The following is a 23939-nucleotide window of genomic DNA, read 5'->3' as shown; positions in this document are numbered from 1 at the left end:
CATGGCCTACCGCGCTCCGGCCGGGACCGGCGCGGGGAGGAACCCCACCTTCGCGTACACGTCGGCAAGGGTTGCCGAGGCGGTTTCCCTCGCCTTGGCGGCGCCCTTGGCCAGCAGCCGGTCGAGCTCCGCCGGATCGTCGAGCAGTTCGGCGGCCCGGGCCTGGATGGGCCCGAGGGTCCCGGCGACGACCTCGGCCAGGTCCACCTTGAGGTGGCCGTACATCCTGCCCTCGTACTCGGCCTCGAGGGCCGCGATGGAGCGGCCGGTCAGCGCCGAATAGATCGTCAGTAGGTTTGAAACGCCGGGTTTGCCCTCCCGGTCGAACACGATCTCCGTGCCCGTGTCGGTGACCGCCGAGCGGATCCGCTTCGCCGTCACCTTCGGGTCGTCGAGCAGGTTCACCAGCCCCATCGGCGATGAGGCGGACTTCGACATTTTCGCCGTCGGGTTCTGCAGGTCGTAGATCTTGGCCGATTCCTTCTGGATGAAGGGCTTGGGCACCACGAAGGTCTCCCCGAAGCGGGCGTTGAAGCGCTGGGCGAGGTCGCGGCTGAGCTCGACGTGCTGGCGCTGGTCCTCCCCCACCGGGACGCCCTCGGGCTGGTAGAGGAGGATGTCGGCGGCCTGCAGGATCGGGTAGGTGAACAGCCCGACGCTTGAATGCTCGGACCCCTGCTTCGAGGACTTGTCCTTGAACTGGGTCATCCGCGAGGCCTCACCGAAGCCGGTGATGCAGTTGAGCACCCAGGCCAGTTGGGCGTGCTCGGGCACGTGGGACTGGACGAAGAGCGTCGCCTTGTCGACGTCGACGCCGCCGGCGATGTACTGGGCGGCGGTGACCCGGGTCCGTGCGGCGAGGTCCGCGGGATCCTGCGGCACGGTGATCGCGTGCAGGTCCGGGATGAAGAACACCGCGTCGTAGTCCTCCTGCATCCGAACCCAATGCACCAGCGCGCCGAGGTAGTTTCCAAGGTGCAGCGATCCGGCGGAGGGCTGCATCCCCGAGAGGATGCGCTGGCGGCCGGTGGGCGCGGTGTTCGTCATGGACGCGGTTCCTGTCTACAGCTGGTAGTCGACGACCACTGGGGCGTGGTCGGAAAAACGGGTGTCCCACGACGGGGCGCGGTCCACGGCGGCCTGCACCGCCGCCGCCGCGAGGCCGGGGGTCGCGAGGTGGTAGTCGATGCGCCAGCCGGTGTCGTTGTCGAAGGCCTTCCCGCGCCAGGACCACCAGGTGTAGGGGCCGTCGATGTCGCCGGACAGGGCGCGGTGGACATCGACATAGCCGACACCGTCGCCGAAGAACCGGTCGAAGTAGGCGCGTTCCTCCGGGAGGAAGCCCGCCTTCTTCAGGTTGCCCTTCCAGTTGCGGATGTCCCGTTCGGTGTGCCCGACGTTGAGGTCTCCCACCACCAGCACGTGGTCCGACTCGGCGGCGAGCACCGGCAGCCGTGCCTCCATGACATCCAGGAAGCGGTACTTGTCGTCCTGCTTGGGGGTGCCGACGTCACCGGAGTGGACGTAGGCGCTCACCACGGTGAGGGAGGAGCCGTTGACCTTGAAGTCCGCTTCCACCCAGCGCCCGGAGGTCTCGAAGTACTCGTCGCCGATCGAGGAGCGGGTGGCGGAGGGCTCAACGCGGGAAGCGATGGCCACGCCGGCACGGCCTTTCGCCTCCGCCTCGGCGTGGAGCAGATGCCAGGAGTCCCCGAGGAGTTCACGCACCACGGCGTCGGGGGCCCGGACCTCCTGCAGGCACAGGATGTCGACGTCACGCCCGGCAAGCCACTGCTCCATGCCGCGCTTGTACGCGGCACGGATTCCGTTGACGTTCACTGATGCGATCCGGACGGGTTTCATCGGGATATCGGAAGCGGCACTCACTCGACCCACCTTACCCCGGCGCACCGGGCGAATCATGTTGGCGAAACCCGATCAGGGCCGCGGGTTTCCTACTCGACGATGGTGCCCTCGACGGGCCCGTCACCGGCCTTCTTCATCATCGACCGGGCGTTGTGCGAGGTGATCTCGATCGTCTCCAGGGCGCGTTCGACCATGCCCTCGTCGCGGCCGAGGTATTCGCGGACCACGCCCACCTGGACCTGGACGATCTTGAAGCTGTGATCGAGCTTCAGGTCGCGGGTGCGGGTCGCCTCATCCGGGGTGGCCGCCCCGCGCCCGCCGGCAAAGCCCTGCTGCGCTTCGGTGAGGCGGCCTGCGGCCTTCCGTGCGGCCCCGCGGAGGGTGAGGACCACGTAGGAGAAGATGAGCAGCCAACCGAGGGAGATGAGCACCACGAGCCAGCCGACGACGTCGTTCTCGTTGGCGGCGAAGACGACGGCGACGAGGAACACGACGAACATGATGGCCATCCCCGCCGTCCCCATGCGGATGCTGATACCCCGGCCGGCGGGCTTCCCTGTACTTCCCAATGACTGCATGGGCCCATTCTTCCAAACAACGGCCCGCCCTCCTGCGGCTTCCACCACCGGCGAACGCCCGGGCCGCACCCCCTTCGGGCGGGCGCGGGAAAAAGTTTGTCCTCCTCCACCCATCCGTGATCCATCTCACCCCGAACACTGTGTGTGCGCGCCGCCTACCGGCCTGCATCATCCGCACTCCTGCATCATCCGCACTCTGGAGGAATTTCTCATGAATAAGAAAATGCGTCTCCTTGCAGCCCCAGCCCTTGCCCTCGGCGCGGTCGCCCTGGCGGGATCACCCGCCCTGGCCGCCGACGGCTCCTACTCATCGACCCTTGGCCAGCTCAACGGCACCACGGGAACCGGCAGCATCACCGTCGATGTCACCGGCAACACCGCCATGGTCAACCTCCAGGTCTCCGGCCTCGCCGAGACCTTCATGGACGGCCCCTACCCCCACGTCCAGCACATCCACGGCGGCGCCCAGGGCGTCTGCCCGACCCCCGATGCCGACGCCAACGGCGACGGCATCATCAGCGTCAGCGAAGGTGCCCCCGGCTACGGAGGAATCCTTACCACCCTGAGCACCAGCGGCGCCACGACCCCCGCCGAGGGCCTGAACCTCGCGCTCGGCGGACAGGGCGGAACCTACTCCATCCAGCGGTCGATCGACCTCGACGAGGCAACGAAGGCCGCCCTTGAGGCCGGAACCGCCGTCGTCGTCGTCCACGGGCTGGACCCCGCCACCTCCACGGGCTCCCCCGAGGCCTTCAACTCGCCCAGCGACCTGAACCCGGATCTCCCCCTCGGCGCCACCTCGCCCGCACTGTGCGGCACCCTTGTCGCCTCCCAGATGGGCGCCATGCCCAACGGCGGTGCCGACACCGGCGTCGAGCAGGGCACCGGCAGCAACGCGGGCATGATCGCCCTCGGCGGCGGCCTGCTGCTGGCCGCCGCAGCCGGTGGCACCTACGCCGTCCGCCGCCGCACTGCGGACAACGCGTAACGCCCACCTCATCCCGTGATGAGCAGAACACGCGGCCGCCGCTGGGGCTTCACTGCCCCGGCGGCGGCCGCCCTTCTCTTCCTTTCAGGATGCGCGGCCGCCCCGGCCGCCTCCGAACCCGCGGCGCCCCCTTCGGGCTCCGCCAGCGCGTCCGCGGCCCCCGGCGCATCCGCGCCGGCCGCAACCCCGGCGCCCTCCGACGCTCCGGCGCCCGCCGCGTCCCAGCCACCCGCCCCATCGAAGGCCCCCGCGCCTGCCGCACCGCAGGCGCCGGCGGTCCTGGCGGCCTCACCGCCGGTGTCCCTCTCCATCCCCGCGACGGGCACCACGACGCCGCTGCTCCGGCTGGGGCTGCGGCCGGACCGCTCCCTCGAGGTGCCGCCGGACGGTCCCGGCGCGCCCGCCAGCTGGTACACCGAATCGCCCACCCCGGGCGAGCGCGGGCCCGCGGTGCTGCTGGGCCACGTGAATGCGACCGACGGCGGCAAGGGCGTGTTCGCCGACCTGCGGGCCCTGGTGGCCGGGGACCGGGTCAGCGTCGTGCGCGAGGACGGAAGCACCGCCGAGTTCGAGGTGCAGCGCGGTGAGGCGTACGCCAAGGACGCCTTCCCCACCGCGAAGGTCTACGGGAACACCGCCGGGGCCGAGCTGCGGCTGATCACCTGCGACGGCTACGACCCGGCCACCGGTGAATTCGACGACAACTACATCGTGTACGCCGCACTCGTCGGCTGAACCGCGCGGCCGGCGGGACGCCGAAGGCCGGCCCGGGCGGCCGGTTTCCGGCGGGACCGGCGTCAGCCGGAAACGAGGCAGAACGGATGGCCCGCCGGGTCCGCGTAGACGCGGAACGTTTCGGTCCCCGCCCCGAGGCTCACCGCGCCGCCGGCGAGGACCTTGGCCTCGGCCTCGTCGAGGTCGGAGACGAGCACATCGAGGTGCATCTGCTGCGGAACCTCCTGGCCGGGCCAGGCCGGCGCGGTGTAGTTCTCCACCCGCTGGAAGGCCAGGGCGGGCCGGTCGGCGGCGTCACCGATGGTGATCCAGTCATCGTCTTCGTCGACGCGGACCATGCCCAGCAGGTTCTCGTAGAAGACGGCGAGCTGCACCGGGTCGGGGCAGTCAAGGACAGTTGCTTGCCAGGATCCAATCATTGTCCAAGTATGGGTCGGCGCGCCCCGCGGCGGTAGGGCCTGCGGGAACATCGGAGCCGGGGCTCAGCCGGCCAGCGGAATCACCTCGATCCGTCCGCCGGCACCCACCACGACGAGCACGTTCTCCCCCGCCACGCCCTCGAGGGCGGCGGCGAGCTCCCCACCGGAGGGCACCCCCGCCTCCGGGCCCGGATCGGCGCGCAGCCAGAGCGTGACGCGGGCACCGGTGATCCCGCCGATCAGCTCCGCCAGCGTTTCGGCGCCGGCGCCGGCCACGAGGACCACCCGGCCGATGGCCCGGCGGGCCGGGGAGCCCCCAACCGCCACTGCCGCCCGGTCCTGCCGCCAGACGCTGAAGTGGTAGGCGGCGGTGCCCCCGGTGGCCAGGAGCAGCCCGAGCGGGGCCCGCACGCGCTCGAGCAGGGCCACCCCGCCGACGTCGGCGAGGAAGAATTCGAAGATCCGGTAGCCGAGCACGAGCAGCGTGATCAGCGCGACCAGGGCGCTGAGGCCGAAGACCGCCACCAGGTAGACGCGCCGCCCTGACCGCTCGGCGTCCCCGGGCAGCGCGGCCGGCCGCCACGCGGCCCACCACACCGGTCCCCCCACCGCCAGGGAGCTGATTCCCGCGAGCAGCAGGGTGCGGGGGTCCGAGCCGACGACGGGCGAGGCGAGGGCCGCCAGCAGGGCGTTGACGATCACCCCGGCACCGGACGCGGCCGCGGCCAGGGCAATCCCGGAGGTGACGAGCCGGCCGGCCAGCCGTGTGCCTTCGGGCCGTGCGGCGGCGATCCGCAGGTGGTAGACCCACACCGGGGCGCCGACGGCGGCGGCGGCGAGCGCCGGAGCAAGGGGCTCCAGCAGCACGGGCACCGGGTCCGTGCGGTCGAAGGCGAGCCGCAGCAGCACAAAGAGCAGCAGGCCCAGCCCGCCGAGGGTCAGCAGGCCCGCCCCGAGCACCCCGAACAGCACCAGGGCCACATTGGAGAGCCGGGTCCGGAGGCTCCGCCCACCGCCGCGTATCCAGTAGAAAACCCACAGCCCGGCTCCCCCTGCGGCCCAGACGAGCGCGGAAAGGACGGACCGCCACCAGGGCACCCCGATGGCTCCCGCCGAGGTGAGGCCCTCGACCGCCGCCCCGAGGAGGCCCGCCAGCGCGGACCAGGCGGCGCCGACCCCTACGACGAGCCCGAAGAGGTAACCGGTGACGAGGGGCAGGTCCCGCAGCCTGAGGGGTCCCTTCGTCCGGTGGCGCCACATCCAGGAGTGCCAGAAGAGGACTCCCGTCCATACCAGGCCGCGGGCCAGCCCCCACGCCCACCGCCCGGCGTCGCCGCCGACGATCGAGGACGCCGCACCGAGCAATGAGGTGACGGCGGTGATCAGCGCGACGGCGTAGACCCCGGCGATGTAGAGGCCCCATGCCGTGGAGGAGCGTTCGCCGCCCACCCGCCGCCACGCAGCCCACCACAGCAGGGCTGCCAGCGGCCCACCGATGAGGGTGAAGGCCAGCGAGCGGGCAAGGCCCGCCACGTCGTCGGCGACCAGTACATCGCCGGCGTTGAAGATCCGCCCGAGCAGCCCGCTGAGGCCGCCGGCGCCGATGACCACCAGCGCGAAGAGCAGCGTGAAGACGATCAGCCGGCGCAGCACCGGCTGGGCCGGGTTCCGGTGCGGAGCGGGCCGGAGGTCGGTGCTCACCGGGTCCCCGTCCCGCCGCAGATCCGCAGCTGCCACGGGACCTGGTCGATGAGCCAGTCCCCGTCCTCCCGCACGAGGCCGAAGTGGTCCTTGAATTCGTACTCGGAGGAGCCGAACGGGCCGCCGGCCTCGAAGGTCACGATGGACACCTCGACCTCCGCCGTGGTGCCCCGCTCCCGGGTGGAGACGAGGCTGATCCTGCGGTTGTCCCCGGTGGTCTCGTAGAACTCATCGCAGGGCTCCGCCGGCTCCGCGAGGTAGGCCGCCGCGGCCTCCTCATCCCCCTCGATGGCCGCGGCCGCGTAGCGCTGCACGACACCCCCGGGGGTCGAGGCGTCGAGCAGCTTCACCTCTCCGCGGGTGAATACGACGGCCAGGGCCACGACCACGAGGAGGCCGAGCACGGCGAGGAGGACGGGGAGGGTGCGGTCGCGCCGGACCGGTGCGGAATTCATGTGCACAGTATGCGCCCCGGCCGGGCTTCCCCCAATGCCCCCGCAAGGGACACGGGCCGGTGCCTCCTATTTCAGGAAGAGCGCCCGCAGCCGCCCGGTGGTGAGCACCACGCCCAGAACGATCATCACCGCGTAGTACAGCACGTGGACGGCCGTGGCAGCGGTGAACATCCCGGCGCTGAGCTGCCGCAGGAGTTCGACGCCGTGCCACAGCGGCAGCGCCTGGATGAACACCTGGATGGCCGGCGGGTAGACGCTCAGCGGGTAGAAGGTGGCCGAGAACAGGAACATCGGCAGCATCACGAAGTTGATCCACTCCATCTGCTGGAAGGTCTTCATGAAGCTGGTGATGGCCATGCCGAACGCCGCGAACCCGAAGGCGATCAGGACCGAGGCGGGAATCATCAGCAGCGCCCACGGCGTGGTGATCAGGCCCATCAGGCCCATCACGGCGGTGAACCCGGTCGCATAGAGCGCCCCGCGCAGCAGGGCCAGGAAGATCTCGCCGATGGCGACGTCGAGGGGCCCGAGCGAGGTCGAGAGCATCCCCTGGTAGAGCTTGGCGAAGTTCATCTTGAAGAAGACGTTCCAGGTGCTGTCGTAGACCGCGCCGTTCATCGCCGAGACCGCCAGCAGGGCGGGGGCGATGTACGCCGCGTAGCTGATCTCCGAGCCCCCGGGGCCGGTCACCGTGCCCACGAGCGCGCCGAGGCCGACACCCATCGACAGCAGGTAGAGCACCGGTTCGAAGAAACCGGAGACCATGATCATCCAGTTGCTGCTCTTCGTGGCGCGCAGGCCGCGGGCGATCACCGCGCGGGCGTTGCGTGAATACAGCGCGCCCAGGGTGCGGGTGCGGCCGGTGAGCCGGTAGTCCTCGACGGAGAGCTGGTTGGTCATGCGCCGAGCCTCCGGGCGAAGGTCCGCTGCGCCAGGCGCCAGCCGAGGAACGTCAGCAGCACCAGGAAGGCCAGGTGCACCGTGGCAAGGCCCGGCGGAACCGCGTGGCCGTACGTCAGGGCCCGCCCCAGCTCCGTGCCGTGCCACAGCGGCGAGATCCAGCCGATCCAGCGCAGCAGCAGCGGCAGGGTGTCCAGCGGGAAGAAGGTGCCGGAGAACAGGAACAGCGGTGTGGCGATGAACCGCATCACGAGGGCGAACTGGCCCTTGTCCTCGCGGATGCTTGCCGCGTAGGCCATCAGGGGCACGCCGAAGGCGAGGCCGCTGAGCACCGCAATGGGCACGGCGAGCCAGCCCCAGGGCGACGGCGAGGCTCCGAAGAGGGCGACGATGGCGAAGTAGAGAACCGACATCACGAGGAGCCTCAGGGTCACCGCGATGATGTGCCCGTTGACGATCTGGTGCGCGCCCAGCGGCGAGGCGTGCGGACCGTAGAAGACCCGGCGCCACTTGAAACCGTCCATCACCGGGTAGGTGAATTCATTGGTCGCCGCCATCAGCGCGGCCGAGGCCAGCAGCGCGGGCGCGAGGAAGGCGAGGTAGCTCACCCCGCCAAAGGTCTCCGTCCCGGAGCTGTCCACGAGGCTGGCCAGGCCGACGCCCATGGCGAACAGGTACATCACCGGGGTGCCCACGCTCGAGGCGAGGATCGTCCACCGGTAGCTGTTCATCACCCGCAGGACATGTTCGGCGTAGTACCAGGATCCGAAGGCCCGGGCACGGGCGGCGGAGACGGCCGGCGGGTGGGCGCGCAGCCCGGAGGGCATTCCGGTGCCGGCGGGGGCCGCGGGGCGCGCGCCGGCGCGGTGCTCAGTCAACGAGGCTCCTTCCGGTCAGGCGCAGGAAGACGTCCTCGAGGGAGGACCGGCGCACCAGGGAGGTGACCGGGTGCAGCCCCCGGGCGGAGACCTCCTCCAGGGCGGCCTCGCCGTCGGCGGCATAGATCAGCACCCGGTCGGGCAGGGTCTCCAGCCGTTCCCCGATGCCCTGCAGGTCGGCCGCCACTGTGGTGTTGCGTTCGGAGCCGAACCGCAGTTCGAGCACCTCGCGGGTCGAGTGTTCCCGGATGAGGGTGGCCGGGGAGCCCTCGGCCATGATCCTGCCCTTGTCCACCACCACCAGGCGGTCGCACAACTGCTCGGCCTCGTCCATGTAGTGGGTCGTGAGGATCAGCGTGACCCCGGATTCCTTGAGGCGGAAGAGCCGGTCCCAGAGGATGTGGCGGGCCTGCGGGTCAAGGCCCGTGGTCGGCTCGTCGAGGAGCAGGATCTTCGGTTCGTTGATCAGCGACCGGGCGATGGTGAGCCGCCGCTTCATGCCGCCCGAGAGCGAGTCGACCTTCGCCGTGGCCTTGTCGGTCAGCTGCGCGAATTCAAGGAGTTCATCGGCCTTGGGCTTCAGGTAGCTCATCGGCAGCCCGAAGTAGCGCCCGTACACGAGGAGGTTGTCGCGCACCCGCAGTTCCTCGTCGAGGTTGTCCTGCTGCGGTACGACCCCCAGGTGGGCGCGCACCTCGGGCCCGTGCCGTTCGGGGTCAAGGCCCATAATGGAGAGCTCGCCGGCGGTTCGCTGGGAGACCCCGCCGATCATCTTCATCGTCGTCGACTTGCCGGCGCCGTTGGGCCCCAGCAGGCCGAAGGCCTCCCCCGCCGGCACCTCGAACGAGATGCCGTCGACTGCGGCGAACTCCCCGTAGTGCTTGCTCAGGGCGCGCGCGGCAATAACAGGCTCATCGGTGAGGTTGGGAGGCACCAGCCCAGCCTAGGCGAGAAAAGCCATTGGGACTAGCCAATCCGGGCAGCAGAGCCCGGACTGGACGGTGCGCGCCGGCCCCGAAGCGACCGGCGCGCCAAAAAGCGACAAACGTGCCGGAATTATCCGGCGCGTTTGTCGCTTTCGGGCCCGTTCGTCGCTTGAGGGTGCGTGCGCCTCTACAGCCGGCGTTCGGCGGCCTCGACGACGTTGGCCAGCAGCATCGCCCGGGTCATCGGCCCGACGCCGCCGGGGTTGGGCGAGAGCCAGCCGGCTACCTCCGCGGCGGCCGGCTCGACGTCGCCCGACAGGACCGCCTTGCCGGTCCCAGGGTCCTCCACGCGGGTGACTCCGACGTCGAGCACGACCGCCCCGGGCTTGAGCTGGGCGGCCTTGACCATCGAGGGGAAGCCGGCGGCGGCCACCACGACGTCGGCCCGCCCCAGGTGCTCCTCGAGGTCCACCGTCCCCGTGTGCGCCAGGGTCACCGTCGCATTGACCTGCTTGCGGGTGAGCAGCAGTCCCAGCGGCCGGCCGACGGTGACGCCGCGGCCCACGACCAGGACGTTGCACCCGGCGAGCTCGATGCCGTGGCGCAGCAGCAGCTCGACGATGCCGTGCGGCGTGCACGGCAGCGGCGAGGCCATGGGGGCGCCCACATTGAGCACCAGCCGGCCCAGGTTGGTCGGGTGGAGGCCGTCGGCGTCCTTGTCGGGGTCGATCCGCTCGAGGATGCGGTTGGTGTCGATGTGCGCCGGCAGGGGCAGCTGGACGATGTAGCCGGTGGTGTCGTCGTCGGCGTTGAGCTCGTCGATGACCGCCTCGAGCTCCTCCTGCGTGATGGACTCGGGCAGGTCCCGGCGGATGGAGCGGATGCCGACCTGGGCGCAGTCGCGGTGCTTGCCGGCGACGTAGGACCTGCTGGCCGGGTCGTCCCCGACCAGGACGGTGCCGAGCCCGGGCTGCACGCCGCGGGCGGCAAGCGCACGGACCCGCACGGCGAGTTCGTCCTTGATGGTGGCGGCCGTGGCCCTGCCGTCGAGGACGCGGGCGGTGGTGGTGCTCATGATCGTTCTCCGGTCGGTTCTGGGTATTCGGTGAGGGCTTCGAGCAGGAACGCCTTCCCGCGGTCGCAGCACCCGGTGAAGCAGCATTCGGCTGCCGGTATGTCGAACTCGGCGGACGCCGCCGCCCGGGAGGCGGCGGCGCCTGCGGGGAGTTCTCCTACCACTCCTCGTGGCCCGGGTACAGCGGGAAGTTGGCGGCCAGCGCCTTCACCCGCGCCCTGAGGGCGTCGACGTCGGGGGCGGGCTTGAGGGCCGCCGCGATGATCTCGCCGACCTCGGTGAATTCGGCGGCGCCGAATCCGCGCGTGGCCAGTGCCGGGGTGCCGATCCGCAGCCCGGAGGTGACCATCGGCGGCCGCGGGTCGAACGGGACGGCGTTGCGGTTCACGGTGATGCCCACCGAGTGGAGGAGGTCCTCCGCCTGCTGCCCGTCGAGGCTCGAGTTCCGGAGGTCGACCAGCACGAGGTGCACGTCGGTGCCGCCGGTCAGCACCGACACGCCGTGCTCGGTGACGTCGGATCCGGTGAGGCGCTCCGCGATGATCCGGGCGCCCTCGAGGACGCGCTCCTGGCGTTCCTTGAACTCGGCCGAGCCGGCGATCTTGAAGGCCGTCGCCTTCGCGGCGATGACGTGCATCAGGGGCCCGCCCTGCTGGCCCGGGAAGACGCTGGAGTTGAGCTTCTTGGCCCAGTCCTGCTTGGCGAGGATGACGCCCGAGCGCGGCCCGGCCAGGGTCTTGTGGACGGTGGAGGTCACGACGTCGGAGTGCTGGACCGGGCTGGGGTGCAGGCCGGCGGCCACCAGGCCGGCGAAGTGGGCCATGTCGGTCCACAGCAGCGCCCCGGTTTCGTCGGCGATGGAGCGGAAGGCCTCGAAGTCCAGGTGGCGGGGGTAGGCGGACCAGCCGGCGATGAGGACGTCGGGCTTCTCGGCGAGCGCCTGCGCACGGACCCTGTCCATGTCGAGCCGGTGGGTGTCTTCCTCGACCCCGTAGGCGGCGACCTCGTAGAGCTTGCCGGAGAAGTTGAGCTTCATGCCGTGGGTGAGGTGCCCGCCGTGGGCCAGCGACAGGCCCATGATCTTGTCGCCGGGCCGAATCATCGCGGCAAGGGCGGCGGCGTTGGCCTGGGCGCCCGAGTGCGGCTGGACGTTGGCGTACTCGGCGCCGAACAGATCCTTGACGCGGGCGATGGCGAGGTTCTCGGCGACGTCGACGTGCTCACAGCCGCCGTAGTAGCGGCGTCCCGGGTAGCCCTCGGCGTACTTGTTCGTGAGGACCGAGCCCTGGGCCTGGAGCACCGCACGGGGTGCGAAGTTCTCGGAGGCGATCATCTCGAGGGTGTCACGCTGGCGGCCCAGCTCGTCCCGCAGGACGGCGGCGATCTCGGGATCGATCTCGGAAAGCGGGGCGTTGGTGACGGAATCGGTCAGGGGCGAAGTGGTCACAGAAGGTCCTTCGGTGGTGGGGTGCTTTACAGCTCAGGCTACCCGCAGCACTGTGGTGCAGCCCACTCGGGGCGGCGCACGGCGGCGGAAGCAACCCCCGGCCCAGGCGTGCGATCCGTGGTTGACGCAGTGCTTCGTCGGACCCCGGGCGGTGGACCCGGCGCCGATGATGCGTGCCGCTTCCCGGTGGTTGCCCACCCTACGCCAGTCGCGGCGCCTTTCATCCTAGCCGGAGGGCTCCCGCCGGTGCCAGCCCGCCGGGGCGCCCGGCCCCGGCGCCGGTTCCACCGCAGCGGCCGGGCGCCCCGGCAAAACACCCCGGAATACGGGTGCGGCCGGTCGGGTTGCTACCTTTCGGTGCCCGGCCTCCGCCGGGCCGGTGCATCCCGGCAGAACAGCCGGCGGGACAGGGCGGGACAGTGGATACCGAAGTACGGGAGACGGAGATCGTCGTCGTCGGGGCCGGCCAGGCCGGGCTGAGCAGTGGCTACCACCTGCGAAGGCGCGGGCTTGAGCCTGGCAGCGGCTTCGTGCTGCTCGACGCGAACGAAGGACCCGGTGGTGCCTGGCGCCACCGCTGGCCGTCGCTGACCTTCGATGCCGCCCATGGGCTTCACCCGCTGCCGGGCCTCCCGCTTGAGGCTCCGGACCCGAAGGAGCCGTCCTCGGCCGTGGTGACCCGCTACTACGGCGCCTACGAGGCCGAGTTCGAACTTCCGGTGCTGCGTCCCCAGCGCGTGGACCGGGTCGAACGCGTCGACGGCGCCGGGCTCGGGGTCACGACCCGCGCAGGCATCTCCTGGCGCGCCCGCGCCGTCATCAACGCGACCGGCACCTGGGACAGCCCGTACCTTCCCTACTATCCCGGGCGGGAGATCTTCCGCGGCGTGCAGCTTCACACCCGGGGGTTCCGCGCCGCCGGGGACTTCGCCGGCAGGCGGGTCCTCGTGGTCGGCGGGGGAACCTCGGCGGCCCAGTTCCTGCTGCAGCTCAACGAGGCGGGAGCCTCGACGCTCTGGAGCACGCGCAGGCCCGTCGAATGGATCGAGCGCGAGTTCGACCAGGAGTGGGGGCGGGACGTCGAGGCCGCCGTCAACGCCCGCACCCGTGCGGGGCTTCCCCCGAAGAGTGTCGTCGGGACCACCGGCATCGCCCTGACGGCCCAGTACAAGGCCGGGGTCGACGCCGGAATCCTCCTCTCCCGCGGGCCGCTGCGCCGGCTCACCGAATCCGGCGCCGAGCTGGCGGACGGCAGCTACGAGCCCGTCGACGCCGTCCTCTGGGCCACGGGCTTCCGGGCCTCGATCGACCACCTGGCCCCGCTGCGGCTTCGCGAGCCCGGCGGGGGCATCCGCATGGACGGAGTCCGCGTGATGCGCGAGCCGCGGCTGCTGATGGTCGGCTACGGCGCCTCGGCCTCCACCGTCGGCGCAACCCGCGCCGGCCGCGCCGCCGCACTGGCGGCGCTTGAGGTGCTGGGCTCCCGGGATCCGGTGCCGGCCCGGTGACCGAGCACCCCGGGTAGCCTAGGACGGTGACCTCTCCAGCACCGGACAGCTCCTATTCCCTCACCCTCTCCTGCCCCGACCGGCCGGGCATCGTCCACGGGGTCTCCGGCGCCCTGGTTGCCGCCGGTGCGAACATCACCGAGTCGCAGCAGTACGGCAGCCCGGACACCGGCACCTTCTTCATGCGGGTGGCGCTGACCACCGCGGCCCCGGAGGCCGAACTGCGCCGGCACCTGGAGCCCGCCGCCCGGTCCTTCGGCATGGACTGGGAGCTCAACGCCGACGGCACGCCCACCCGGACGCTGATCATGGTCTCGAAATCCGCCCACTGCCTCAACGACCTGCTGTTCCAGCACCGCTCCGGCACGCTGCCGATCGAGATCCCCGCGATCGTCTCGAACCATCCCGACCTGGCCGACCTGGCCGCGTTCTATGGGATCGAGTTCCACCACATCCCCGTCACCCCGGAGACGAAGGATGAGGCCGAGGAGCGGCTGCGCGGGCTCATCACCGAACACCGGATCGACCTCGTGGTCCTGGCCCGGTATATGCAGATCCTCAGCGACGGCCTCTGCGCCGACCTGCGCGGGCGTGCCATCAACATCCACCACTCGTTCCTTCCCTCCTTCAAGGGGGCCCGCCCGTACCACCAGGCGCACGCCCGGGGCGTGAAGCTGATCGGTGCCACCGCGCACTACGTCACCGGGGCGCTCGACGAGGGCCCGATCATCGAACAGGAAGTCACCCGCGTCGACCACGCCCGCAGCGTCGAGCAGTTCGTAGCGATCGGGCGCGAGCTCGAGGGCCGGGCCCTGGTGCAGGCCGTGCAGTGGCACGCCGAGCACCGGGTCCTGCTCGACGGTCACCGCACCGTCGTCTTCAACTAGCCCGCCCCTATGCTGGGCCCTATGGCCTATCGCATCAGCATCTCCGGAACCAGCCCCACCGTCGCGGCGACGGCGTTCACCGCGCCCACGGCGTCGCTCATCGGCGACGTCGTGCTCGCCGAATCCGCAAGCGCCTTCTACGGTGTCAGTGTCCGCGCCGACACGGCGCCCATCCGGGTGGGTGAGGGAAGCAACCTGCAGGACAATGTGGTCGTCCATGCCGATCCCGGCTTCCCCACGACCATCGGCAGCGGGGTCAGCGTCGGCCACGGAGCCGTGGTCCACGGCTGCACGATCGAGGATGACTGCCTGATCGGGATGAACGCCACCGTCCTCAACGGGGCGGTGATCGGCTCGGGGTCCCTGGTGGCCGCCGGCGCCGTCGTGCTCGAGGGAACCATCGTCCCGCCCCGCTCGCTGGTCGCCGGGGTGCCGGCGAAGGTCCGGCGGCCGCTCTCCGACGAGGAGGTCGCGGGAGTCCGGGAGAATGCCCGCGCCTACCGGAAGCTCGCCCGGCAACACCAAGCTGCGTTAACTTCTTGACTACAAGGACGGCCTGAGGCACCCTTGGTTACATGCGCGCAGAACCCACCTCGACGGCGAGGATTCGTCCCGGCGCCCTGCTTCCCCGGCCGGGATCCCAGTCAGCACTGAGGGAACAGAACCAGCAGCGCATCATCCGCGCCCTCGTCAATGGCGGCCCCCAGACCCAGGCCGAACTCGCCCGGCAGACCGGGCTCTCCACCGCAACGGTCTCGAACATCGTCAAGGTGATGGCCGGGGGCGGGATCGTCACCACCGCCCCCACGACGAGCTCGGGACGGCGGGCCCTGTCGGTCATCCTCAACGACAACGGCTCGGTCGCCGCCGGGATCGACATCGGCCGCCGCCATGTCCGGGTCGTGCTCGCGGGCCTCGACTACCGCATCCTGCAGGAGGAGGCGGCCAGCCTTCCCCTCGGGCACAGCGCGGCGGAGGGACTTCGGGCCGCCGCGGACCTGCTCGACACCGTCCTGCGCCAGGCCGGCATCTCCCGGTCCGCGGTGCTCGGCGCCGGCATCGGCATCCCGGGCCCGATCGACCGGCGCACCGGCACCGTCGTACAGGGCGCCATCCTGCCCGAGTGGGTCGGCATCAACATCCGGGAGACCTTCGGCGCCCGGCTCGGCATGCCCGTCTACATCGAGAACGACGCGAACCTCGGCGCCCTGGCCCAGATCACCTGGGGCCGGCACAGCAGCGTGGAGAACCTCATGTTCATGAAGGTCGGCTCCGGCATCGGCGCGGGCCTGATTCTCAACGGCGCGCTGTTCTACGGCAATGTGGGGATCACCGGTGAGCTTGGACACACCACGATCAGCGAGCACGGGCTGGTGTGCCGGTGCGGCAACCGCGGCTGCCTCGAGACCGTGGCTTCCACCTCCACCATGATCGAACTCCTCAACCGAGGCTCGACCCAGCCGGTGGACACCCAGGGCATCATCGAGCTGGCCGTGAGCGGGGACACCGCGGCCCTGCGCGTCATCGACGACGCCGGGCTGGCCATCGGGCGCGCTGCGGCCCACGTGGCCAACCTGATCAACCCCGAAGTCATCGTCATGGGCGGCCCCCTGACGGAGCTCGGGGACATTCTGCTGAACCCCATCCGCCGCGGACTGCTGCGGCATTCGGTCCCCATTGTCGGCGAGACGACGAGTGTCCATATGTCGGCGCTCGGGGCCCGGGCGGAAGCGCTCGGCGGTGCCGCCGTCGTGCTGTCCCAGCCGGCCCGGGCGGTCGTCCCGCTGGCGCGTTCGTAAAGGTTTAGAGACAAATCCCAGCCTGTTGCGTTCAAGACTTGACGGCAAGCGTACGGGCGGGGTTCAATGCATTTGGGTCGCTTCAGGGCCTGCACCAAGACAACGTAGTCATTGCCGGGAGGCTTCAATGGAGAACCACACGATCCTTGAGATGCGATCCATCACCAAGGAGTTCCCTGGCGTCAAGGCACTGTCGGACGTCTCGATTACCGTCCGCTCCGGCGAAATCCACGCGATCTGCGGCGAGAACGGGGCCGGCAAGTCAACGCTGATGAAGGTCCTCTCGGGCCTGTACCCCTACGGTGACTACTCCGGGTCGATCATCTTCCAGGGCAAGGAAGTCCAGTTCAAGGACATCCGCTCCAGCGAAGCCGCCGGCATCGTCATCATCCACCAGGAACTCGCCCTCATCCCCGAGCTCTCCATCGCCGAGAACATCTTCCTGGGCAACGAGCCGACCCGCTTCGGGGTCATCGACTGGGACAAGGTCAACCGCGAAACCCTCGAACTGATGGCCCGGGTGGGACTCTCCGAACACCCCACCACCAAGATCAAGGACATCGGCGTCGGCAAGCAGCAGCTCGTCGAGATCGCCAAGGCGCTCAGCAAGTCGGTGAAGCTGCTCATCCTCGACGAGCCCACCGCCGCCCTGAACGAGACCGACTCCCAGCACCTCCTGGACCTCATGTCCGGGCTGCGCTCCAAGGGGATCTCGTGCATCATGATCTCCCACAAGCTCAACGAGATCGAGCAGATCGCCGACTCCATCACGATCATCCGCGACGGCAAGTCGATCGAAACCCTCCATGTGAAGGAGGACGGCGTCGACGAGGACCGCATCATCCGCGGCATGGTCGGCCGCTCCCTCGAATCCCGCTTCCCGGAGCACACCCCGAAGCTGGGCGAGGTGTTCTTCGAGGTGCGCGACTGGACCGTCGGCCACCCCTCGGTCCCCGACCGGCTCGTCGCCAAGGGTTCAAACTTCTCCGTGCGCCGCGGCGAGATCGTCGGGTTCGCCGGCCTCATGGGCGCCGGACGCACCGAACTGGCGCGCTCCGTCTTCGGCCGCTCCTACGGCAACTTCAAATCCGGACAGATCTTCATCAACGGCAAGGAGGTGACGCTGAAGTCGGTGCCCCAAGCCATCGAGGCCGGCCTGGCGTACGTCACCGAGGACCGCAAGTCCCTCGGCCTGAACCTGCTCGACGACATCAAGTCGACCACCGTGTCGGCGAACCTGAAGAAGATCACCCGCAACCTCGTCGTCGATAAGGACGAGGAGTACAGGATTGCGGAGGAATACCGCAAGTCGCTGCGCACCAAGACGCCCAGCGTCAACGAGGGCGTCGCGAAGCTCTCGGGCGGGAACCAGCAGAAGGTGGTCCTGTCGAAATGGATGTTCACCGACCCCGAGCTGCTGATCCTCGATGAGCCCACCCGCGGGATCGATGTCGGTGCCAAGTTCGAGATCTACGGGATTATCCAGCGCCTCGCCTCGCAGGGCAAGGGAGTCATTGTCATCTCCTCCGAGCTTCCTGAACTGCTCGGGCTGTCCGACCGTATTTACACAATCTTTGAGGGTGCCATCACCGGTGAGATCGCCCGGGAGGACGCAAGCCAGGAATCCCTCATGAAACTGATGACCGCCAGCAAAAAAGCTGCCTGACCGAAGCCCCTAGGACGCCAACCATGAATTCCCTCAAGAAAATCTTCGGCGGAGACACCCGCCAGTTCGGGATGATCTTCGCGTTGATCGCGCTGGTTATCTTCTTCCAGTGGCAGACCGGAGGCAAGACGCTGACCTCCGGCAACATGATGAACCTCTTCAACGGCAACTCCTACATTCTGATCCTCGCGATCGGGATGGTGCTGGTCATCATCGCCGGGCACATCGACCTCTCCGTCGGTTCCGTGGCGGCCTTCGCCGGCATCGTCGTCGCGATCGCCATGCGTGACTGGGGCCTGCCGTGGTTCGGCGGGATCCTCGTCGGCCTGCTCCTGGGCGCCCTGATCGGGGCCTGGCAGGGCTTCTGGGTCGCCTACGTCGGCATACCGGCGTTCATCGTGACCCTCGCCGGCATGCTGCTCTTCCGCGGAGCCAACCAGTTCGTCGGCAAGTCCAACACGGTCCCGGTTCCCGAGGGCTTCCAGTACATCGGCTCCGGCTACCTCCCCGAGGTCGGCCCGGTCACCGGGTACAACAACCTCACCGTCCTGCTGGGCCTGCTCCTTGTCGCCTTCGTCATCTACAGCGAACTGCGCAGCCGCAAGCGCCTGGCCCGGGTCGGCGCCGAGGTGCCCGAGATGTGGATCTCCCTCGTCAAGGTGGGCCTGATCTCGGCAGCCATCCTGTACGCGACCTACCTGTTCGCCACCGGCCGCCCCGGCACCTCCTTCCCCATCCCGGGCCTGATCCTCGGCGCCCTGGTGGTCATCTTCGGCTTCATCTCCAACAAGACCATCGCCGGCCGCCACGTCTACGCCGTCGGCGGCAACCGGCACGCCGCGGAGCTCTCGGGTGTGCAGAGCAAGAAGGTCAACTTCATGGTCATGATGAACATGTCGATCCTGGCGGCCCTGGCCGGCATGATCTTCGTGGGCCGCTCGACCGCCTCCGGCCCGTTCGACGGCGTCGGCTGGGAGCTTGACGCGATCGCCGCGGTCTTCATCGGCGGCGCCGCGGTGACCGGCGGCGTCGGCACCGTCATCGGCTCGATCATCGGCGGCCTGGTGATGGCCGTACTGAACAACGGCCTGCAGCTGCTCGGCATCGGCGCCGACATGACCCAGATCATCAAGGGCCTCGTGCTCCTGGTCGCCGTCGCCTTCGATGTCTACAACAAGACCCAGGGCAAGCCCTCGATCACCGGCCTCCTGACCCGCAACTTCGGCAACAAGACCAAGCCGGACCTGCCAAGCGAGGTCCGGAGCCCGGACAGCGAGCAGTCGATCTCCACCAAGGAAGTCATCTCCAAGTCCTGACGTCCACCAAGTTTTCCACCGTCCGAAAAAAGCAAGCTAAAGAAAGAGAATGGAATGCGTAATTTCGCAAAGTCCTTTGCGGCAGTCGCTGCAATCTCGGCGCTCGCGCTGACCTCCTGCGGCCGTGAAGATCCGGGCACCGGCAACGAGGGCGGCGGCACCGGCAATGAAGCGGCCGCCGAGGGCTTCGAGGAGGGCGCCGCGATCGGCGTCGCCCTCCCGCAGAAGACCTCGGAGAACTGGGTCCTGGCCGAGCAGCTGTTCAACGACGGCCTGACCGAAGCCGGTTACGAGCCCGACGTCCAGTTCGCCAACGGCGGCGTTTCGGAGCAGCAGAACCAGATCAACTCGATGATCACCAACGGCGTCGAGGTCCTGATCGTGGGCGCCATCGACGGCGCCCAGCTGGGCAGCCAGCTGCAGCAGGCCGCCGATGCCGGCATCACCGTGATCGCGTACGACCGCCTCCTCACCAACACGGAGAACGTCGACTACTACGTGGCCTACGACAACTTCCAGGTCGGCGAGCTGCAGGGCCAGGCCCTGCTCGACGGAATGGCAGAGAAGGGCGAAGGCCCGTACAACATCGAGCTGTTCGCCGGCTCCCCCGACGACGCCAACGCCCAGGTCTTCTTCGACGGCGCGATGAGCGTCCTCCAGCCCAAGATCGACGACGGCACGCTGAACGTCGTCTCCGGCCAGACCAAGTTCAACCAGGCCGTCACCCAGGGCTGGAAGGCGGAGAACGCCCAGCGCCGCATGGATACCCTGCTCTCCGGCAACTACGACGCCGAAGAACTCCACGGCGTCCTGTCCCCCAACGACACCCTGGCCCGCGCCATCCTCACCTCGGTGAAGGCCGCCGGCAAGGAGGTCCCGGTGGTCACCGGTCAGGACTCCGAGGTTGAGTCGGTCAAGTCGATCATTGCCGGCGAGCAGTACTCGACCATCAATAAGGACACCCGCGACCTGGTGGAGCACTCCATCACCATGGTCGAGGGCCTTGCCGCCGGCGAGGAGCTCGAGGTCAACGACACCGAGTCCTACGACAACGGCGTGAAGGTCGTTCCGGCCTACCTGCTGGAGCCGCAGATCGTCACCAAGGAAAACGCTGCAGAGGCCTACGCCGACGATCCCACGCTCTCCGAGATCGTCAAGTAACCTCCCTTCAACCGGTCCGGCAACGGGTCCGGCGGGAAATCCCGGTACCGCCTCGGCGGTACCGGGATTTCTTTTTGCCCGCACCGGGCGCCGCCGCAGCCCCGGACCCGGCGGTGCCGCTGGACCGGGGGCGCTTTCGCCGACAGGATGAGGGCATGACACCTCACCAGCGCCTCGTCCAGCCTCCCTGCGCCGCGCCCGGAGCGCCCAGCCCCCTGGCGGCCACCGGCCGCCCCCTGCGGTGGGGCGTCGTGGCCACCGGCCGCATCGCCGCGAAAGTGACGGCCGACATCGCCCTGCTCGAGGACGCCGTCCTCCATGGGGTGAGCTCCCGCAGCGCCGGCAGCGCACGGGCGTTCGCGGAGCAGTTCGGCTTCGCGGCGGCCTACGGGGATGAAGGCGGCGTGCCGGGCTACCAGCAGCTCTTCGACGATCCGGCGGTCGACGTCGTCTACGTCACCACCCCGCATGCCCAGCACTTCGAGGTGGCCCGGGCCGCCCTCGCCAGCGGCAAGCACGTCCTGTGCGAGAAGCCCTTCACCGTCAACGCGGCCGAGGCGGCGGCGCTGATCGACCTGGCCGCCGCGCGCGGGGTGTTCCTGATGGAGGCCGTGTGGACGCGCTTCCTCCCCAGCATCAACCGCGCGTGGGACATCCTCGCCTCCGGGGAGCTGGGCGAGGTCCGCTGGGTGCAGGCCGACCTTGGGTTCCCCGCGGAGTTCAATCCCGCCAGCAGGCTCTGGGACCCGGCGGCCGGCGGCGGGGCACTGCTGGACCTCACCGTGTACCCCCTCACCTGGGCCCTGGGTGCGCTGGGCTTCCCGGCGTCGGTGTCCGCCTCCGGGGACCTGAACGCGGACGGCGTGGACGTCCAGAACGCCGTGACGCTCAGCTACGAGGACGGCGCCCAGGCGCAGCTGACCTCCTCCCTCGGCGCGCTGGGCCCGGCCGCCGCCACGGTGGCCGGCAGCGGCGGCTGGCTGCGCACCGGCGGCGGGCCGCTCCACAACCCCCGCGAACTCACGGTGCAGCCGCTCGACGGGGAGCTGCGCACGGAAACCTTCGACCCGGTGGGGGCCGGGTACACCTACGAGTTGCGCGAAACCACCCGCTGCATCCAGGCGGGCCTGCTCGAGAGCCCCACCATGCCGCTGGCCGACACCCTCACCACCATGCACCTGCTGGACGGGATCCGGGCGCAGCTGGGGCTGCGCTACGCCAACGACTCCGTGTAGCGCCGCCCCTGGAGCGCCCCGCGGGGAAACGGAGAAGGCCGCCCCCGCGGATGCGGGAGCGGCCTTGACCGTCAAACGGCTGCCGCGAGACCGGGCGCCCGGTCTCCCGGGCGTCCCGTCAGGCGGCGAGGGTCGCCAGGACTTCCTGGAGCTTCTGCGACGGACGCATCGCGGCGGCCACCTTGGCGACGTCGGGGTGGTAGTAGCCGGCGATGTCGACTGGGGAACCCTGCACGGCGAGGAGCTCGGCGACGATCGTCTCCTCATTTGAGGCAAGCGCCTCGGCCACCACGGAGAAGGCCTGAGCCAGTTCGCTGTCCTCGCTCTGCTGCGCGAGTTCCTGCGCCCAGTACCGCGCCAGGTAGAAGTGGCTGCCGCGGTTGTCGATCTCGCCGACCCGGCGGCTCGGCGACTTGTTCTCGAGCAGGAACGTCCCGGTGGCCCGGTCCAGGGTGTCGGCGAGGATCTGCGCGCGCGCATTTCCGGTCGACGTCGCGAGGTGCTCGAAGCTCACGGCCAGGGCGAGGAACTCGCCGAGGCTGTCCCAACGGAGGTGGTTCTCCTTCAGGAACTGCTGGACGTGCTTCGGCGCCGACCCGCCGGCGCCGGTCTCGAAGAGCCCGCCGCCGTTCATCAGGGGAACGACCGAGAGCATCTTGGCGCTGGTTCCCAGTTCGAGGATGGGGAACAGGTCGGTGAGGTAGTCGCGCAGGACGTTGCCGGAGACCGAGATGGTGTCCTCTCCCCTGCGGATCCGCTCCAGGGTGAAGGCGGTGGCCTTCTCCGGCGTCAGGATCTCGAGCTGCAGGCCCTCGGTGTCGTGCTCCCCGAGGTACTGCCGGACCTTCGCGATGAGGTTGGCGTCGTGGGCGCGGCTTTCGTCGAGCCAGAACACGGCCGGCATGCCCGACGCGCGGGCGCGCGTCACGGCGAGTTTGACCCAGTCGCGGATGGGCGCGTCCTTGGTCTGGCAGGCCCGCCAGATGTCGCCCGGCTGGACGTCGTGCTCGAGGAGGACGGTTCCCGCGCTGTCGAGGACCTGCACGGTGCCGGCCTCGGTGATCTCGAAGGTCTTGTCGTGGCTGCCGTATTCCTCGGCGGCCTGCGCCATCAGCCCGACGTTGGGGACGGTGCCCATGGTGGTGGGGTCGAAGGCGCCGTTGGCCCGGCAGTCATCGAGGACCGTCTGGTAGACGCCCGCGTAGCTGCTGTCGGGGATGACGGCGAGCGTGTCGGCTTCGGAGCCGTCGGGCCCCCACATGTGCCCGGAGCTGCGGATCATCGCCGGCATCGAGGCGTCGACGATCACGTCGCTGGGGACGTGGAGGTTGGTGATGCCCCGGTCGGAATCGACCATGGCCAGCTTCGGGCCATCGGCCATGCCCTTCTCGATGGCGGCCGTCACGCCGTCGCGCACGTCGGCGGGCAGCGCGTCGAGGCCGCTGAGGATCGAGGCGAGCCCGTTGCTCGGGCTGAGGCCGGCGGCGGCCAGCTGGTCGCCGTACGTGGCGAAGAGTTCGGGCAGGACCGCCTTCACCACGTGCCCGAAGATGATCGGGTCGGAGACCTTCATCATGGTGGCCTTCAGGTGGACCGAGAACAGCAGGTCCTCCTGTTTCGCGCGCTCAACCTGTGCCTTGAGGAACTCGTCGAGTGCGGCGGCGCGCATCACGGTGCCGTCGACGACCTCACCGGCGAGGACCGGGACGGACTCCTTGAGGACGGTGGTGCCGCCGTCGGCAGTGCGGAGCTGGATGCGGAGGGTGTCGTCGGCCTCGAGCACGACGGATTTCTCGTTCGACCGGAAATCGTCGGCGCCCATGGAGGCCACGCGGGTCTTGGACTCCGGCGTCCAGGCGCCCATGCTGTGCGGGTTCTGGCGGGCGAAGTTCTTCACCGAGGCGGGGGCCCGGCGGTCCGAGTTGCCCTCGCGCAGGACGGGGTTGACGGCGCTGCCCTTGACCTTGTCGTAGCGGGCGCGGGCTTCCTTCTCCTCTTCGGTGGAGGGGGCGTCCGGATAGTCCGGCAGCGCGTAGCCCTGGCCCTGCAGCTCGGCGATCGCGGCCTTCAGCTGCGGGATCGAGGCGCTGATGTTCGGAAGCTTGATGATGTTCGCCTCGGGGGTCTTCGCGAGCGCCCCGAGTTCGGCCAGCGAGTCCGGCACCTGCTGCTCCTCGGTGAGGCGGTCACCGAAGAGGGCGAGGATTCGGCCCGAGAGCGAGATGTCGCGGGTTTCGATGTCCACTCCGGCCGTCGAGGCGAACGCCTCGACGATCGGCAGGAACGAGTAGGTGGCCAGCATGGGCGCTTCATCGGTGTGGGTATAAATGATCTTGGCCATTGGCGTCTCCCTGAAATTCTTCGGATGCGGTGGATTCTGGGTGTTCCTCGGTTCCAAC

At 69.5% G+C, this 23939-nt stretch carries 22 protein-coding genes; 10 read left to right on the top strand and 12 right to left on the bottom strand.

Annotation, left to right across the window (positions count from 1 at the left end):
* Nucleotides 1–6 precede the first annotated feature (6 nt).
* The 3 genes from trpS to ACX80W_RS10545 form a co-directional block, all read right to left on the bottom strand.
* Complete coding sequence (trpS, locus tag ACX80W_RS10555) at nt 7–1047, bottom strand: tryptophan--tRNA ligase (protein WP_459283021.1); 1041 nt, start codon at nt 1045–1047, stop codon at nt 7–9.
* Between the two features lie 15 nt (nt 1048–1062).
* Nucleotides 1063–1863: an exodeoxyribonuclease III gene (locus ACX80W_RS10550; RefSeq protein WP_459283123.1), complete on the bottom strand. Its 801-nt coding sequence runs from the start codon at nt 1861–1863 to the stop codon at nt 1063–1065.
* A 92-nt stretch (nt 1864–1955) separates the two neighbouring features.
* On the bottom strand, nt 1956–2444 hold the full coding sequence (locus tag ACX80W_RS10545) for a hypothetical protein (RefSeq protein ID WP_459283019.1): 489 nt from the start codon (nt 2442–2444) through the stop codon (nt 1956–1958).
* Nucleotides 2445–2655: 211 nt separating this feature from the next.
* On the opposite strand from ACX80W_RS10545, the gene ACX80W_RS10540 reads away from it, so the two are divergent.
* Nucleotides 2656–3432: a glycoside hydrolase family 3 protein gene (locus ACX80W_RS10540; RefSeq protein WP_459283017.1), complete on the top strand. Its 777-nt coding sequence runs from the start codon at nt 2656–2658 to the stop codon at nt 3430–3432.
* 18 nt (nt 3433–3450) lie between these two features.
* On the top strand, nt 3451–4167 hold the full coding sequence (locus tag ACX80W_RS10535; protein WP_459283015.1) for a class F sortase: 717 nt from the start codon (nt 3451–3453) through the stop codon (nt 4165–4167).
* A gap of 62 nt (nt 4168–4229) precedes the next feature.
* Here the strand turns inward: ACX80W_RS10535 and ACX80W_RS10530 are convergent, their stop codons facing one another.
* The 8 genes from ACX80W_RS10530 to glyA form a co-directional block, all read right to left on the bottom strand.
* Nucleotides 4230–4586, bottom strand: a complete 357-nt coding sequence (locus tag ACX80W_RS10530; RefSeq protein ID WP_459283013.1) for a VOC family protein — start codon at nt 4584–4586, stop codon at nt 4230–4232.
* Between the two features lie 63 nt (nt 4587–4649).
* Nucleotides 4650–6287 (bottom strand): DUF5671 domain-containing protein, encoded by a 1638-nt coding sequence (locus tag ACX80W_RS10525; protein WP_459283011.1) that lies wholly within the window; start codon nt 6285–6287, stop codon nt 4650–4652.
* Nucleotides 6284–6742, bottom strand: coding sequence for an LpqB family beta-propeller domain-containing protein (locus ACX80W_RS10520; RefSeq protein ID WP_459283009.1), 459 nt, complete (start codon nt 6740–6742; stop codon nt 6284–6286). Before ACX80W_RS10520 ends, ACX80W_RS10525 begins: the two co-directional genes overlap by 4 nt.
* 66 nt (nt 6743–6808) lie before the next feature.
* Nucleotides 6809–7642 carry an ABC transporter permease gene (locus tag ACX80W_RS10515; protein ID WP_459283007.1) on the bottom strand — a complete coding sequence of 278 codons (834 nt, stop codon included), beginning with the start codon at nt 7640–7642 and terminating at the stop codon, nt 6809–6811.
* Nucleotides 7639–8520 carry an ABC transporter permease gene (locus ACX80W_RS10510; RefSeq protein WP_459283005.1) on the bottom strand — a complete coding sequence of 294 codons (882 nt, stop codon included), beginning with the start codon at nt 8518–8520 and terminating at the stop codon, nt 7639–7641. Before ACX80W_RS10510 ends, ACX80W_RS10515 begins: the two co-directional genes overlap by 4 nt.
* Complete coding sequence (locus ACX80W_RS10505; protein WP_459283003.1) at nt 8513–9454, bottom strand: ABC transporter ATP-binding protein; 942 nt, start codon at nt 9452–9454, stop codon at nt 8513–8515. The genes ACX80W_RS10510 and ACX80W_RS10505 overlap by 8 nt, the downstream gene beginning before the upstream one ends.
* Before the next feature lie 179 nt (nt 9455–9633).
* The gene (locus ACX80W_RS10500) at nt 9634–10521 is read right to left on the bottom strand and encodes a bifunctional methylenetetrahydrofolate dehydrogenase/methenyltetrahydrofolate cyclohydrolase (protein ID WP_459283001.1); all 888 of its coding nucleotides are present in this window, start codon (nt 10519–10521) and stop codon (nt 9634–9636) included.
* Nucleotides 10522–10678: 157 nt separating this feature from the next.
* Complete coding sequence (gene glyA / locus ACX80W_RS10495; RefSeq protein WP_459282999.1) at nt 10679–11968, bottom strand: serine hydroxymethyltransferase; 1290 nt, start codon at nt 11966–11968, stop codon at nt 10679–10681.
* A gap of 419 nt (nt 11969–12387) precedes the next feature.
* Here glyA and ACX80W_RS10490 point away from each other — a divergent pair, with 419 nt between their 5' ends.
* From ACX80W_RS10490 to ACX80W_RS10455, 8 genes are all read left to right on the top strand, one after another.
* On the top strand, nt 12388–13476 hold the full coding sequence (locus ACX80W_RS10490; protein WP_459282997.1) for an NAD(P)-binding domain-containing protein: 1089 nt from the start codon (nt 12388–12390) through the stop codon (nt 13474–13476).
* A gap of 26 nt (nt 13477–13502) precedes the next feature.
* Entirely contained in the window at nt 13503–14363 is an 861-nt protein-coding gene (gene purU, locus ACX80W_RS10485) for a formyltetrahydrofolate deformylase (RefSeq protein ID WP_459282995.1), read from the top strand.
* Nucleotides 14364–14384: 21 nt separating this feature from the next.
* A complete protein-coding gene (locus ACX80W_RS10480; protein ID WP_459282993.1) occupies nt 14385–14906 on the top strand; it encodes a gamma carbonic anhydrase family protein in 522 nt (173 codons plus the stop codon).
* A 32-nt stretch (nt 14907–14938) separates the two neighbouring features.
* A complete protein-coding gene (locus ACX80W_RS10475; protein ID WP_459282991.1) occupies nt 14939–16162 on the top strand; it encodes an ROK family transcriptional regulator in 1224 nt (407 codons plus the stop codon).
* Between the two features lie 127 nt (nt 16163–16289).
* Nucleotides 16290–17828, top strand: coding sequence for a multiple monosaccharide ABC transporter ATP-binding protein (mmsA, locus tag ACX80W_RS10470; protein ID WP_459282989.1), 1539 nt, complete (start codon nt 16290–16292; stop codon nt 17826–17828).
* A 23-nt stretch (nt 17829–17851) separates the two neighbouring features.
* A complete protein-coding gene (mmsB, locus tag ACX80W_RS10465; RefSeq protein WP_459282987.1) occupies nt 17852–19144 on the top strand; it encodes a multiple monosaccharide ABC transporter permease in 1293 nt (430 codons plus the stop codon).
* Nucleotides 19145–19198: 54 nt separating this feature from the next.
* Nucleotides 19199–20305, top strand: a complete 1107-nt coding sequence (locus ACX80W_RS10460; protein ID WP_459282985.1) for a substrate-binding domain-containing protein — start codon at nt 19199–19201, stop codon at nt 20303–20305.
* 155 nt (nt 20306–20460) lie between these two features.
* Entirely contained in the window at nt 20461–21540 is a 1080-nt protein-coding gene (locus ACX80W_RS10455) for a Gfo/Idh/MocA family protein (RefSeq protein WP_459282983.1), read from the top strand.
* A 118-nt stretch (nt 21541–21658) separates the two neighbouring features.
* Here ACX80W_RS10455 and ACX80W_RS10450 read toward each other — a convergent pair whose 3' ends face one another.
* Nucleotides 21659–23881 carry an NADP-dependent isocitrate dehydrogenase gene (locus tag ACX80W_RS10450; protein ID WP_459282982.1) on the bottom strand — a complete coding sequence of 741 codons (2223 nt, stop codon included), beginning with the start codon at nt 23879–23881 and terminating at the stop codon, nt 21659–21661.
* Between the last annotated feature and the right edge of the window lie 58 nt (nt 23882–23939).

Source organism: Arthrobacter melezitosi (assembly GCF_054511055.1).
Note: the sequence above shows the minus strand (reverse complement) of the source record. Positions and strands in the feature narration are given on the sequence as shown.

Coding starts and splice junctions, on each gene's coding strand:
- trpS (WP_459283021.1), bottom strand. CDS start 1,047: ATGACGAACACCGCGCCCACCGGCCGCCAGCGCATCCTCTCGGGGATG.
- ACX80W_RS10550 (WP_459283123.1), bottom strand. CDS start 1,863: ATGAAACCCGTCCGGATCGCATCAGTGAACGTCAACGGAATCCGTGCC.
- ACX80W_RS10545 (WP_459283019.1), bottom strand. CDS start 2,444: ATGCAGTCATTGGGAAGTACAGGGAAGCCCGCCGGCCGGGGTATCAGC.
- ACX80W_RS10540 (WP_459283017.1), top strand. CDS start 2,656: ATGAATAAGAAAATGCGTCTCCTTGCAGCCCCAGCCCTTGCCCTCGGC.
- ACX80W_RS10535 (WP_459283015.1), top strand. CDS start 3,451: ATGAGCAGAACACGCGGCCGCCGCTGGGGCTTCACTGCCCCGGCGGCG.
- ACX80W_RS10530 (WP_459283013.1), bottom strand. CDS start 4,586: ATGATTGGATCCTGGCAAGCAACTGTCCTTGACTGCCCCGACCCGGTG.
- ACX80W_RS10520 (WP_459283009.1), bottom strand. CDS start 6,742: ATGAATTCCGCACCGGTCCGGCGCGACCGCACCCTCCCCGTCCTCCTC.
- ACX80W_RS10515 (WP_459283007.1), bottom strand. CDS start 7,642: ATGACCAACCAGCTCTCCGTCGAGGACTACCGGCTCACCGGCCGCACC.
- ACX80W_RS10500 (WP_459283001.1), bottom strand. CDS start 10,521: ATGAGCACCACCACCGCCCGCGTCCTCGACGGCAGGGCCACGGCCGCC.
- ACX80W_RS10480 (WP_459282993.1), top strand. CDS start 14,385: ATGGCCTATCGCATCAGCATCTCCGGAACCAGCCCCACCGTCGCGGCG.
- ACX80W_RS10475 (WP_459282991.1), top strand. CDS start 14,939: ATGCGCGCAGAACCCACCTCGACGGCGAGGATTCGTCCCGGCGCCCTG.
- mmsA (WP_459282989.1), top strand. CDS start 16,290: ATGGAGAACCACACGATCCTTGAGATGCGATCCATCACCAAGGAGTTC.
- mmsB (WP_459282987.1), top strand. CDS start 17,852: ATGAATTCCCTCAAGAAAATCTTCGGCGGAGACACCCGCCAGTTCGGG.
- ACX80W_RS10460 (WP_459282985.1), top strand. CDS start 19,199: ATGCGTAATTTCGCAAAGTCCTTTGCGGCAGTCGCTGCAATCTCGGCG.
- ACX80W_RS10455 (WP_459282983.1), top strand. CDS start 20,461: ATGACACCTCACCAGCGCCTCGTCCAGCCTCCCTGCGCCGCGCCCGGA.
- ACX80W_RS10450 (WP_459282982.1), bottom strand. CDS start 23,881: ATGGCCAAGATCATTTATACCCACACCGATGAAGCGCCCATGCTGGCC.